The following is a 13,334-nucleotide window of genomic DNA, read 5'->3' on the forward strand; positions in this document are numbered from 1 at the left end:
TATCTGAAATTGTAGAAAAAAATTGTGATATCAATTTTATTAAATCATTTATTAAATAATTTATATATATTATTAATTGCAATTGTTCTTGATTTAATAATAGGGGAGCCACCATCAAAGATTCATCCAGTTGTTATAATTGGCAAAATTATAAAATACTATGAAAATAGGTTTTACAAACTAAATAATAAGAAAATAGGGGGCCTCTTATTATCTATTAGTACAATTTTTACAGTTATTATATTGCTACTTATAATTTTAAATATTTTAAAGCTTATACATGTATATCTAAATAACCTTTTTTGTGTTTACATTGTATTTAGTTCCATAAGTATAAAATCTCTTTCATTACATGCTATGAAAATATATAACTCATTAAAAATAAATGATATTAAACAGGGAAAGAAAAATTTATCTCATATAGTTAGCCGTGATGTAGATATGATGGATAGGGATAAGATTATAACCTCTACAGTTGAGTCAGTTTCAGAAAATTTTGTAGATGCAGTATTATCACCTATAATATATGGGGTGTTTTTTGGTGTATTTGGAGCTATACTATATAAAACTATTAATACAATGGATTCAATGGTAGGATATAAGAATGAGAGATATAAGGATTTTGGTTTTTTTGCAGCAAAAATTGATGATTATATTAATTATATTCCTGCTAGAATATCTATTATATTTATATTATTAGGTTCAATGGTTGTAAATAAAAGGCAATTTGAGATAATTAAATCATTTTATATTTTTAGAAAAAATCATGAAAGCTTAAATGCAGCACATCCAATGTCAGCCTTTGCAGGTGCTCTAGATATAAAATTAGGTGGGTCTACTTATTATTTTGGAAATATTAAGTATAAACCCTATATTGGTAGTGGTAAAGACAACAACCTAAATGAATCGCTAATATTAGATGCTATTAAACTGCTTAGATACAGCTCCTATTCATTAATTTTTATATTATTAATATGCTTTTTATATTTAGGGTTGTTTTATGGATAAATATTTTCCTTTTATATTTAATTTAGAAGATAAGATGCTTTTGTTTATTGGTGGCGGGAAGGTAGCCGAAAAAAAGATTATAAGACTCTATAGGTTTTCAAATATTTTAGTAGTCTCACCAAAAGTAACAGCAAAATTAAAAGACCTGTATAATGAAGGCTCTATAGGTATAAAATATAAAAAATTTGAGAACTCTGATATTAATAAAAATGTAAGTTTTGTATTTGCTTGTACAAACGATAAAGAACTAAATAGAGAAATAGCTTTGCTCTGCAAAGGAAAAAAGATATTTGTTTTAGATGCGAGTGATAAAAAATATTCAGATTTTTTTATGCCCGCTGTTTATAGAAGTCATGATTTTTTAATCGCAACTTCAACATTTGGAGATAATCCAAAATCAGCGGCCTTATTGAGGGATAAAATTAAAAAATTTTTATTGTTAACTAAATAAATTTAAATATAATAATTTAAACAAAATAATTTAATTATTTTTAAATAATTATAATAAGAGGACCTTAAATGAAAAAGAATATGAAGCTTCGCTCATTAACTATTATATTAATTTCTATTATTTTAATTACTACTTTTTTCATTGTATTTTTATATGAATCATATAAGCGGTGGAATGAGAGAAAAGAAAGTGAGGTTAAAAGGGCAAGAAATATAATAGTATTAGCAGAGAGCGTTAGGGAGAATTACGCTGAAAAGTTTAATAGTGATATCTATGATTTAGATGAATTGAGAAAGGATGTAGATAAGTTTTTATCTGTAGTACCTATTATTAATTCAATAGAAGTTGTCAGGAATAAAGCAGAGGAACTAAATTTAAATTTTAAAGTACCCAAGATAAATCCAAGAAACCCTGATAATAAACCAGATGAATTTGATTTAAAAGCATTAAAATATTTAAAAGAAAAAGATACGGGTAAAGGTGGGACACCTGAATATGTCTTAATGGATAGGGAGAATAATTTTATCAGATATTATAAAGCAATTAGACTAACAAAAGAGTGTGAATACTGTCACGGAGATCCCTCATTATCAGAAAAATATTGGGGTAATAATAAAGGGCTTGATCCAACAGGTACAAAAATGGAGGGATGGAAAGCAGGAGAGGTGCACGGGGCTTTTGAGATATTAATTCCAACTAACTTAGTTGAGGCAGGCTCATTTCTTCTTTTTTTAAGAGGTTTTTCATCATCACTTATTATTATATTTATAGTAATCATTGTTATAAATTTTCTTTTTAAAAGATTGATATTTAATAGATTAAATAATGTTAATGAAGCAATGATGAGGCTGGCTAAAGGTGATTTTACTGTTCAATTAGATGTAGAAAGAAATGATGAGATAGGGGAGGTTGTCTCACATGTCAATACTATGGTAAATAGTGTTAAAAAAATAATTGAATCAGTTTATAATTCTATACAAGATTTATCCTCTACAGCTACAGAACTTTCTTCATCTGCTGAATCTTTATCAGAGGGTGCTAAAGAGCAATCTGAGGAATCTGAAAATGCAGTATCAGCTGTAGAGGAAATTAACACAACAGTATCTGAAGTAGCAAATTCTGCAAAGAATGTTTCTGATAGCTCGTCAGATGCAAAAGAATCAGTGTTAAAAGGCCATTCAGTTGTTACAGAGACAAAAGAAATGATGAGAATGATTGCAGAAGCTGTTGAAAGAGCTGCCAATACCGTTAATAGATTAGGTGAGAGAAGTTCAAAGGTAGGCAGTATTATCCAAATTATTAATGATATAGCTGATCAAACAAACTTGCTTGCTCTAAATGCTGCTATTGAGGCTGCTAGGGCAGGGGAAGCAGGACGTGGTTTTGCTGTTGTAGCTGAAGAGGTCAGAAAATTAGCTGAGAGAACTGTTAATTCAACTAAGGAAATCTCTTCTACAATTACGGATATACAAAATAATATAGAAGATATTGTTAAAGAGATGAGATCTGGTGTAGAGCAAGTTAATGAGGGTTTGAAGAGATCAGATGAAGCAGAGGTTGCATTAAATGATATAAAAGTTAAATTTGAAGATATTGCAAAAGATATTAACCAAATAGCAAATGCAGCTGAAGAACAAGCAAAGGCTATTAATATGGTTACTGAGAATATGGAAAATATCTCAAAAATAATAAAAGAGAATGCAGGTGCTAGTGAAGAGACTGCTTTAGCAGTGGAACAGCTTTCAAAGTTAGCAAATGAATTGAAGGCCTCTGTAGAAATTTTTAAGATTTAAATTGACAAAAAGCGATATATAGTTTATTTTCTATTTTTTATCGGGGCGTAGCGCAGCTTGGTAGCGCACTGGTCTTGGGAACCAGGAGTCGGAGGTTCAAATCCTCTCGCCCCGATTTAAATTACTATAATAATTATTAACATATATTCGAGAGAATAATCAAAACGATAAAATAATCTCTATTTATTAATATATTGATTTAATAGCTATCGTATAATACAAGGAATTTTTATTTTAAAAAAATTTTACATTTTAACTTATTATTTTGATTGACAATTCTACTAGTAAAATTATAATAATTTTAAAGAACTAAAAATAAATTGGTTAATTTAATAAAATATTTTTAAGGGGGTTATAATGGAAAGAAGAGATTTCTTAAAAAGTTCATTAGCTTTAGTGGCAGCATTTGGTTTAACAGAAAGTATATTTTTAAAAAATGCATCTGCCGGCCAAGCTAGAAATGACAATATTAATAGATTGGAAAATAAAGACAATCCTAGCTCGTTAGAACAAGGGCATGTGCCAAAGATAATTATTCCTTCAAGAATAATTGCAGATGAATGGTTTGATGTTGTGGTAAAGGTGGGATTTATAAATGAACATCCTTCTACACAAGAACATTGGATAACAGATATAAAACTACTTGTTGACGGTGAAGATATTGCCCATGTAAAGCATATTATTGGGGGCATTACACCTTCTGAGGCAACCTTTAGAATAAAACTGCAAAATTCTGCAAGATTAGAGGCAATAGAACATTGCAACCTTCATGGAACTTGGATTAGTGAACCTGTTGAAGTAAGATTGTAGATAATCTTTACATTTATTTATTGCTAATATTAAGTATATATTATATTAATTTGCTACCTAAAAATATTTAAATTTTTATTTATTTGATCTATAATATTAATAATAGTCCAATATTTACAAAAAAGGGGTGTAAATATGGAGAAAATAATTAATGGTGTAAAGCTAAAATGTGTTCAAGGAGATATTGCAAATCAGAGGGACGTTGAAGCTGTTGCAAATGCAGCAAATGCGTGGTTAAAACCTGGTGGAGGTGTTGCAGGTGCAATTCATAGGGCAGCTGGTCCAGAATTAGAGAAAGAGTGTGAGCCCTTGGCTCCTATTAAACCAGGTGAGGCTGTCATTACAAGTGGATGCAATTTGCCTAACAAATATGTTATCCACTGTCTTGGTCCTGTGTATGGTGAAGATAAACCTGAGGATAAATTACTAGCAGATTGCTATAAAAATGCCTTAAAGATTGTTGAAGATTATAAGATATCTTCAATTGCTTTTCCAGCTATATCTACTGGGGCCTTTGGCTATCCTATTAAAGAGGCTGTAGAGGTTACTTTTGATACAATATTAAAGATTATACCACAGTTAAATTATGTAAAAGAGATCCGTTTTGTGTTATATACTAATAAAGACTATGAAATATATAAAAATAAATTATCACAACTCTGAATATAAAATATTAACTACTTCTTATCACAATCTTTATTTCACAATATTTATTTATAGATAAGTTATTATTATAATTGTGGAATATGCTATTGACTATAATATTACATACATTATAATCTTTCTATGAAGATCTTATTAATTAATCCAAAATTTCCCGATTCTTTCTGGAGTTTTAAGTATGCAGTAGATAATATATTGCCAAGAGTAAAGGCGGTTAATCCACCATTAGGATTGGCTACTGTTGCTGCTTTAATGCCAAAGGATTGGGAAGTTGAAATCATTGATGAAAATATTGAATCTGTACCAGTAGATACAGATGCTGATATTATAGGTATTACAGGTATGCTCGTGCAATATGAGAGGCAGAAAACTTTAATTAATTATTATAAAAATAAGGGTTATTTTGTTATAGTTGGGGGCTGTGCTGCTTCTTTATGTCCAGAATTTTTTGAAAATTTAGCTGATGTTGTAATCTCTGGGGAAGCTGAATATATATGGAAGGAGTTTTGCGAAGATTTTGAGGATAATAGATGGAAAAAGCTTTATAAGAGCACATCTAATGTAGATCTAGATGATGTACCAGTGCCACGCTTTGATCTATTGAAGATGGATAGGTATAGAACCGCTACTATGCAATTTTCAAGAGGATGCCCTTTTAATTGTGATTTTTGCGATATAATTGTTATGTTTGGTAGGAAACCAAGGACTAAAAACCTAAATCAGGTAAAAGAGGAATTAGAAGCCTTAAGAGAACAGGGTGTGACAAATGTTTTTTTTGTAGATGATAATTTTATAGGTAACAAAGCAAAAGCAAAGGAATTATTAAAATTTTTAATAGAATATAACAAAGATAAAAAGGTAAAATTTACCTTTGGCACAGAGGTTTCATTAAATATTGTTAAAGATGATGATTTATTAAAGTTGTTTAGAGATGCAAATTTTGGTTGGTTATTTATAGGTATTGAATCATTAGATGAGACTTCCCTAAAACAAGCCGGTAAATATCAGAACATGAAGATCAATGTATTGGATGCGATTAGAAAAATTTATTCCTATGGTATAGAGGTTTTTGGTGGGTTTATAGTAGGTTTTGATAATGATAGAATAACAGTATTTAAAGATATGTATAATTTTATAATTAAAAGTGGTATACAGGTTGCAATGGTAGGCCTTCTATATGCACCACCTAAGACTCCTCTATATGAGAGATTATATAAAGAAGGTAGAATTATAAAAAATGTAGATATAAATGAGAATACACAACTTGAAACTAATGTATTGCCTAAGAACATGGAATATGGAGAAATGATTGATGGATATAAAAATCTCTACCTAAAATTATATAGGGATAGAGATATCTATTTAAAGATAATTAATAAATTTAAATATTTTAAAAAGAACAATATTCCCAAAGGTAATATTAGTTTCAGGTTAGCTTTTAATGTGCTTTTTAAAGGAATTATTAAAGGTGGACCGGTTAGGATTTACTATTTTCTTATGTCCCTTTTAAGGATTAATCCCGCTTATTTTGTCTTAGTTTGTAGTGATTGGGTAGCTGGAATAACAATGAAAGACTATGCAATGAATAATTTTATTAAAAAATATAACTGGAAACAAATTGTAGAGGGAATTAATAAGATAAAATCGAGGACTTCTCACTATATTAAAAAAGGTTTTTTTGATATAGAGGCTATAAAGATTAAGGAAAGATACGTAGTTATCACTCTCTTATTGAAGTCGCAGGTGGAGAAAAGATTGATTAGTAAGTTATGCAAAAGGGTGAAAAAACTATTAATCAAGAGTGATGCCTACGTGGTACTACATATAGACTATGATAATATTAATAAATCTCATTTAGAGTATATGCTCAAGTATTTAAGAAAGTATAGTAAAGATATAAAGCTAAAAATTAATGAAAAAATTGCTACTGCGTATAATATCAATCTGAATTTATGCGATATAGAATTTTTATAGATATTTGTTAATTAACTAATATTTATTTAAATATATATTTTAAGTGAGGATATTTATATGCAAGATGGTGTTACAAATCTAAGTAGATTTATAATACAAGAACAAAGGAAATACCCTAGTGCTTCAGGTGATTTCTCATTGATCTTAGAGCAGATTGCCCTAGCGGCTAAACTAATCACGAGAGAGGTTTCTAAAGCTGGCATAACAGATATTATAGGGGATGTTAATTCTAAGAATATTTATGGCGAGAGACAACAAAAGTTAGATCTTTTTGCACATAAAAATCTAATACATGCACTTGATCATATAGGGAAATTAGCAGGTATGGCTTCTGAAGAATCAGATAAAATTATAAACATACCAACAAAACATCCTGAGGGTAAGTATTTGGCAGTATTTGACCCTCTTGATGGCTCAAGCAATATAGAGGTTAATATTAGTATAGGTACAATATTTGGTATATATAGAAAACTTAATGCAGATAAAAAAGGTTGTAGTGAAGAAGATTTTTTACAACCTGGTAAAAATCTGGTGTCTTCTGGCTATGTTGTTTATGGAGCAAGTACTATGTTTGTCTATACTACTGGTAATGGTGTAAATGGTTTCACATTAGACCCATCTATAGGAGAGTTTATTTTATCTCACCCTGATATGAAAATACCAAGTGTGGGTAGTATTTATAGTGTAAATGAAGCATATGCAAATAGATGGGATAAGAGAATTATAAAATATATCGAATATTTAAAAAATATGAAAGATAGAAGTTATAAATCGAGGTATATTGGCTCACTTGTATCTGATTTTCATAGAAATTTGCTTAAAGGAGGGATATTTTTATACCCTGCTGATAGTAAAAGCCCAACTGGCAAACTTAGGTTATTATACGAGGCAAATCCTTTGTCCTTTTTGATTGAACAAGCAGGTGGTAAAGCAATTGACGGAAAAAGAAATATCTTAGAGATTCAGCCTGAATCGATCCATCAAAGAACCCCGTTATTTATTGGATCTTCCTATGAAATAGATCTACTAAAGGATTTTTTAAAAGACACTTAATGTTTATTGGCGCCCATCAATCAATATCAGGTGGTATATTTAAAAGTATTATAAGAGCAATTGATGATAAGTGTGAGTCCCTTCAGATATTTGTAAAGAATGCCAATAGGTGGTATTGTAAACCTTTGGATTTAAAAGTTAAAGAGAGATTTTTAGAATTAGCAAAATCTTTTGGATTTAATAAAATCTGCGTGCATAGCTCTTATTTGATAAATCTTGCAAGTAATGATAGTAATTTGTGGTATAAGTCAATAAAGGCAGTTAAAGAAGAATTAGAAATCTGCGATCAGCTAAAAATACCCTATTATATAGTGCATCCTGGTTTTTTTAGGGATAGCTCCCTAGAAGAGGGTATAAATAGAATTATAAAGGCAATAGAAATTATCTATAGTGAGAATTTATTTAATGCTGATATATTACTTGAGACAACAGCTGGGCAAGGAACTTCTATAGGTTATAAATTAGAGCAGCTTTATGAGATTATATCTTCTAGTAGATTTGAAAATAAACTAGGGATCTGTTTGGATACATGTCATATGTATGCAGCTGGTTATGATATTATTAATGAATATGATAATATTTTTAGTAAGGTTGTTAAATTGTTTGATTCTAAGTGCAAAGTTATACATATAAATGATACTATAGTTAGTTGTGGATCAAAAAAAGATAGACATGAGAAAATACTTGAGGGTGATTTAGGCAGAGATTTTTTTAGAAAACTAATTAATGATAAAAGATTTTCTTATACATTAGGTATTCTTGAAACTGAAAAGGATGTAAATTCTTCATATAGGAATCAGATTAATAGATTATATAAATTGAGAGGTTTATATGTTTGATGGTTTAATTATAATTGATATGCTAAATGATTTTTTATTAGAAGGGGCGCCCCTTTATTTGCCTAGTGGAAGATTGATTATTAATAATATAAAAAAAGAGATAGATTATTCTAGAGAGAGAAATATACCTGTAATCTATGTGTGCGATTCCCACTTAGAAAATGATTTAGAGTTTAAAGTTTGGCCAAAGCATTGTATAAAAAATAGTTTTGGTAGTAAAGTAGTAGATGAGTTGTCACCTTTGGATAATGATTTGATCATAGAAAAGAACAGATACTCATCCTTTTATAATACAGATTTGGATGAACTGTTAAAGAAAATGGATATAAAGACAATAAATATAGCTGGTATATTGACAAATGTGTGTGTACTGTATACTGTTGCTGATGCACACTTTAGAGATTACAATATTGTAGTTAAGAAAAATTGTGTTGCAACAAATGATAGGGAACTTGAAAATTTTGCTTTTAGACAGATGAAAGAAATTCACAATGTTGATCTAGTTGATGAGAAATAATTATACAATTAAGAAGGTTAATTCACCTTTTGATGATACCTGTTTTTTTATAAGGAATGTTTATAAGAAAAAGGCACTTCTATTTGATTGTGGCAGGATAGGTGGGCTAAACAACACAGAGATCTTAAGTTTAAGGGATATATTTATTAGCCATGCTCATATTGATCATTTTTATGGCTTCGATAGACTGTTGAGAACATTTTTAAGGTCAGATAAAAAATTGAGATTTTATGGACCCCCAGGTTTTATTAATAATGTGATTGGCAAATTATCTGGTTATACGTGGAATTTAGTTGACAATTATGATTTTGAGTTAGAAGCTTATGAGTTAAATAGCTGTGGGAAAGCTAAGATTGCTTTGTTTAAGGCTTCTAATTATTTTAAACCTATAATATATTATAAGGATAATCTTGAATATTTATCACTAGATGATGGTTTTAAGGTAGTTTATGAGTTTTTTGATCACTCAATACCTGTAATAGGCTATAGGATCAAAGAAGCTATACATGTTAATATAAAAAAAGATGTATTATGTAAGTATGATTATGTTCCAGGACCTTGGCTTACTGAATTGAAGGCGAGATTGCGTTCAAATTATCTTTTAAGTGATGTTTTGGAGGTTGAGACAAAAGATGGCAAAAAAAGAGTTAAATTAGGTTTATTAGCAGATCAGTTAGTTATATTTAAACCTCCTCAAGATATAACCTTCATCACTGATTTTGCTCCAACTTATGAGAATTATAGTAAAGCTATTACATTTGCGAGTAATAGTTATATATTATTAATAGAGAGTATGTTTTTAAAAAAAGATATTTTACATGCAATAGATAAATCACATTCTACCACTAGTTTATCAAAACAGATATTTCTTGAATCGGGCTCTAAATTTGTGCATTTTTTCCACTTTTCATCTAAATATGAGAAATCTAAAGATGAGTTTATGTATTGTATATATAAAGATATTGATAAGAAAATAATTTAAGTTCATTTCTAATGATATTGATAAAGATTGTTAATATGATATTATTTAAAAGGAGGTATAGCTATGTCAGGACATAGTAAATGGGCTAATATTAAATACAAAAAAGCTGTGCAAGACGCCAAAAAAGGGAAAGTATTTACTAAGATTGCAAGAGAGATAACAGTAGCAGTCAAACATGGTGGTGATGACCCTAGTGCTAATCCAAGATTAAGACTGGCTTTAGATAAGGCAAAGAGCGTTAATATGCCAAAGGATAATGTAGATAGAGCTATAAAAAGAGGGAGTGGCCCATCAAATGATATAAATTATGAGGATGTTATTTATGAGGGTTATGGCCCTGGTGGGGTTGCTTTGCTTATATCTACACTTACTGATAACAAGAATAGAACTGTTGCAGATATTAGGAAGATATTGTCTAAAAAGGGTGGATCCCTTGGTGAATCGGGATGTGTAGCTTGGCAATTTGACAGGAAAGGCGTTATAAGAATTGAAAAAGAAGCTGCAGCCGAGGAGAAAGTATATGATTTAGCTATTGAAGCTGAGGCTTTAGATATAACCACCCAAGATGATTGTTATGAAATAATTACTGAACCACAGGATTTAGAAAAGGTTAAAGACATATATATTAAAAATAATATAAAGATTATTAGAGCGGAAGTGACAATGTTGCCAAAAAACTATATCCCAATCGATAAAGAAGAGGCTAAGAAATTATTTAATCTGATTAGCGAATTAGAGGAGTTGGATGACGTGCAAGATGTTTATAGTAATTTCGACGTCGATGAATCTGTGATAGAGGAATTAAGAGCATAGTTTGTTATTTGTTGGGATAGATCCAGGTTTGAACAATACAGGGGTAGGTATAATTAGGGTAGATAGAAAAAAAATATCCTATGTTGACCACTATTTAATTAAATCAAACAGATCAATGACTGTTTTAGAAAAGCTTTCTAATATATATAGGTTATTGTTTAACTATTTGCATAATTACCCTACAGAGTATACAGCTATAGAAGATATCTTCTATGCTAAGAATATAAAGAGTGCTATTTTATTAGGTCAGGTTAGAGGTGTTCTAATAGGTTGTTTAACCCAGTTAAATATAACTATATATGAGTATACAGCTTTGCAGATTAAAAAGGCAGTAGTTGGATATGGCAGGGCGGAAAAAGAACAGGTTAAGAGGCTTGTTTTTATGCATTTAAATCTAAAGGATGACCTTCTAAAAATGCCAGATGATTGTTCTGATGCTTTAGCCTGTGCACTTTGTTTAGCATATAACATAGAGAGAGAAAATGTTTTACAGAATAAAGGGAATACTATTAGATAAAAGTCCTAACAGTACAGTTGTTGACATTAGTGGCATTGCTTTGGAGATGACTATTGCAATCTCAACATATACTAAACTGCCAGAAATAGGCGAGTCTTTAGAGTTATATACATCTCTATTAATAAGGGATGACACACCTGTATTATTTGCATTTAAAACATTAGATGAGAAAGAGATGTTCCATCTTTTAACTAAAGTCTCCTCAATAGGACCTAGGCTTGCCATAAATATTTTATCTGGTATAGATACAGATAGGTTGAGATATGCAATAGCTAACAAAGATACCGGCATATTATCTTCAATACCTGGTATTGGTAAAAAAACTGCTGAGAGAATTATCTTAGAACTAAAAGATAAGATAGATAAAAGTAGCTTTGTTGAAGCTTCTACAAATGAAAGCTTTAATACTGAGATATTTAGTGCTTTATCAAACTTGGGCTATAAAAAACATGAGATTAAAAGTGCATTAGAATCTATCCCAAAAGAGATAAAAGGTTTTGAAGAGATCCTTAAAAGCTGTTTAAAAACGTTATCAAAGTTGTAATTATTTAATTAATAGGTATAATTATAACAAATTTGGTGAGTTATGGATAATGAATCTATATTTTCTAGAAATACATTTAATGGTGATAACTCTTCCTATTTGAGGCCAAAGAATTTCAATGAATATGTAGGACAAAATAGGATTATTGAAAATCTTAAAATCTATGTGGAGGCTGCAAAAAAGAGAGAGGAGCCTTTAGATCATTGTTTGATATATGGGCCACCTGGACTTGGTAAAACTACTCTAGCTAATGTAATATCTAACGAAATGTCTGTTAATATAAGAATTACTAGTGGTCCAGTTATTGAAAAACCAGGGGATCTTGCTGCTATTCTAACAAATCTAAGTGAAGGGGATATCTTATTTATTGATGAGATACATAGGTTGCATCCATCAGTTGAGGAAATACTATACCCTGCAATAGAGGATTTCAAGCTTGATTTAGTTATTGGGCAAGGACCTGCTGCAAGAACAATTAGGATAGATCTTAATAAGTTTACCATGATAGGTGCTACAACTCGTATAGGTTTAATTACATCTCCCCTAAGGGATAGATTTGGGATTACATTAAGACTGAATTTTTACGAGTTTGAAGATTTAAGGAAAATAGTTTTAAAGAGTGCAGAGAAGCTTGGTGTAAAGATAGATAATGACGCAGCACTTGAAATTGCAAGAAGATCAAGAGGAACACCAAGGGTTGCAAATAGAATATTAAGGAGAATCAGGGATTTTGCTCAAGTTTTAGGTAATGGTGATATTGATTTGACTATTGCTAAAAAAGGACTTTCAAAATTAGATATAGATGAAGAGGGTTTAAGCTCCTCCGATCTTATATACTTAAAAACTATTATATATAAATTTAATGGTGGCCCCGTTGGTATTGATACATTAACTGCAACTATACCGGAAGATAAGGGCACCCTAGAAGATGTAATAGAGCCATACTTGCTTTATAAGGGAATGATAAAGAAAACCCCTAGGGGTAGAGTAGCCGTTGATAAAAGTTATAAACATTTAGGTCTTAAAATTAGAGGGCTTTATAATAACTCTATTGAAAGATATCTAGAATAAATGGCCAAATCAAAGGTACTATTCATTTGTAATAAATGTGGATATATAAGTAATAAATGGTTGGGCAGATGCCCTGAATGCAATAGCTGGGACTCCTTTGATGAACATATAGATACAAAATCTAATAACTCTAGAGTGAAAGCTAGTGAACAGGTCAAACCTTTAAAAATTAAAGACCTAAGTTTTGAAAAAAATAATAGAATATTTACTGATATCCCAGAATTTGATCAATTAATGGGGGGCGGCATAGTTGAAGGTTCTGTTGTTTTAGTTGGAGGCGAGCCAGGTATTGGCAAATC

15 protein-coding genes and 1 tRNA gene are annotated in these 13,334 nt (G+C 30.2%); all 16 read left to right on the forward strand.

Annotation, left to right across the window (positions count from 1 at the left end; translation table 11 throughout):
- The first annotated feature begins 24 nt into the window (after window positions 1-24).
- A complete protein-coding gene (locus tag SVN78_04650; GenBank protein ID MDY6820894.1) occupies window positions 25-1,008 on the forward strand; it encodes a cobalamin biosynthesis protein in 984 nt (327 codons plus the stop codon).
- Entirely contained in the window at window positions 1,001-1,459 is a 459-nt protein-coding gene (locus SVN78_04655) for a bifunctional precorrin-2 dehydrogenase/sirohydrochlorin ferrochelatase (GenBank protein ID MDY6820895.1), read from the forward strand. The genes SVN78_04650 and SVN78_04655 overlap by 8 nt, the downstream gene beginning before the upstream one ends.
- Before the next feature lie 68 nt (window positions 1,460-1,527).
- Complete coding sequence (locus SVN78_04660; GenBank protein MDY6820896.1) at window positions 1,528-3,252, forward strand: methyl-accepting chemotaxis protein; 1,725 nt, start codon at window positions 1,528-1,530, stop codon at window positions 3,250-3,252.
- A gap of 41 nt (window positions 3,253-3,293) precedes the next feature.
- Window positions 3,294-3,367 (forward strand) — tRNA-Pro (locus SVN78_04665).
- A 242-nt stretch (window positions 3,368-3,609) separates the two neighbouring features.
- Window positions 3,610-4,062: a desulfoferrodoxin family protein gene (locus SVN78_04670; GenBank protein MDY6820897.1), complete on the forward strand. Its 453-nt coding sequence runs from the start codon at window positions 3,610-3,612 to the stop codon at window positions 4,060-4,062.
- Between the two features lie 135 nt (window positions 4,063-4,197).
- Entirely contained in the window at window positions 4,198-4,725 is a 528-nt protein-coding gene (locus tag SVN78_04675) for a macro domain-containing protein (protein ID MDY6820898.1), read from the forward strand.
- 123 nt (window positions 4,726-4,848) lie between these two features.
- Window positions 4,849-6,699: a radical SAM protein gene (locus SVN78_04680; GenBank protein MDY6820899.1), complete on the forward strand. Its 1,851-nt coding sequence runs from the start codon at window positions 4,849-4,851 to the stop codon at window positions 6,697-6,699.
- A gap of 57 nt (window positions 6,700-6,756) precedes the next feature.
- The gene (gene fbp / locus SVN78_04685; protein MDY6820900.1) at window positions 6,757-7,752 is read left to right on the forward strand and encodes a class 1 fructose-bisphosphatase; all 996 of its coding nucleotides are present in this window, start codon (window positions 6,757-6,759) and stop codon (window positions 7,750-7,752) included.
- Window positions 7,752-8,591, forward strand: coding sequence for a deoxyribonuclease IV (locus SVN78_04690; GenBank protein MDY6820901.1), 840 nt, complete (start codon window positions 7,752-7,754; stop codon window positions 8,589-8,591). Before fbp ends, SVN78_04690 begins: the two co-directional genes overlap by 1 nt.
- A complete protein-coding gene (locus SVN78_04695; protein MDY6820902.1) occupies window positions 8,584-9,108 on the forward strand; it encodes an isochorismatase family cysteine hydrolase in 525 nt (174 codons plus the stop codon). The genes SVN78_04690 and SVN78_04695 overlap by 8 nt, the downstream gene beginning before the upstream one ends.
- Entirely contained in the window at window positions 9,098-10,090 is a 993-nt protein-coding gene (locus SVN78_04700; protein MDY6820903.1) for a ribonuclease Z, read from the forward strand. Before SVN78_04695 ends, SVN78_04700 begins: the two co-directional genes overlap by 11 nt.
- Before the next feature lie 63 nt (window positions 10,091-10,153).
- Window positions 10,154-10,903 (forward strand): YebC/PmpR family DNA-binding transcriptional regulator, encoded by a 750-nt coding sequence (locus SVN78_04705; protein ID MDY6820904.1) that lies wholly within the window; start codon window positions 10,154-10,156, stop codon window positions 10,901-10,903.
- Window position 10,904: 1 nt separating this feature from the next.
- Window positions 10,905-11,420 carry a crossover junction endodeoxyribonuclease RuvC gene (gene ruvC / locus SVN78_04710; protein ID MDY6820905.1) on the forward strand — a complete coding sequence of 172 codons (516 nt, stop codon included), beginning with the start codon at window positions 10,905-10,907 and terminating at the stop codon, window positions 11,418-11,420.
- On the forward strand, window positions 11,386-11,964 hold the full coding sequence (gene ruvA, locus SVN78_04715; protein MDY6820906.1) for a Holliday junction branch migration protein RuvA: 579 nt from the start codon (window positions 11,386-11,388) through the stop codon (window positions 11,962-11,964). The genes ruvC and ruvA overlap by 35 nt, the downstream gene beginning before the upstream one ends.
- A 42-nt stretch (window positions 11,965-12,006) precedes the next feature.
- Window positions 12,007-13,035, forward strand: coding sequence for a Holliday junction branch migration DNA helicase RuvB (gene ruvB, locus SVN78_04720; GenBank protein ID MDY6820907.1), 1,029 nt, complete (start codon window positions 12,007-12,009; stop codon window positions 13,033-13,035).
- On the forward strand, window positions 13,036-13,334 hold a 299-nt coding region (locus tag SVN78_04725; protein MDY6820908.1), incomplete at its 3' end, for a DNA repair protein RadA.

The sequence above is a fragment of the Deferribacterota bacterium genome (assembly GCA_034189185.1).
Classification (GTDB): domain Bacteria; phylum Chrysiogenota; class Deferribacteres; order Deferribacterales; family UBA228; genus UBA228.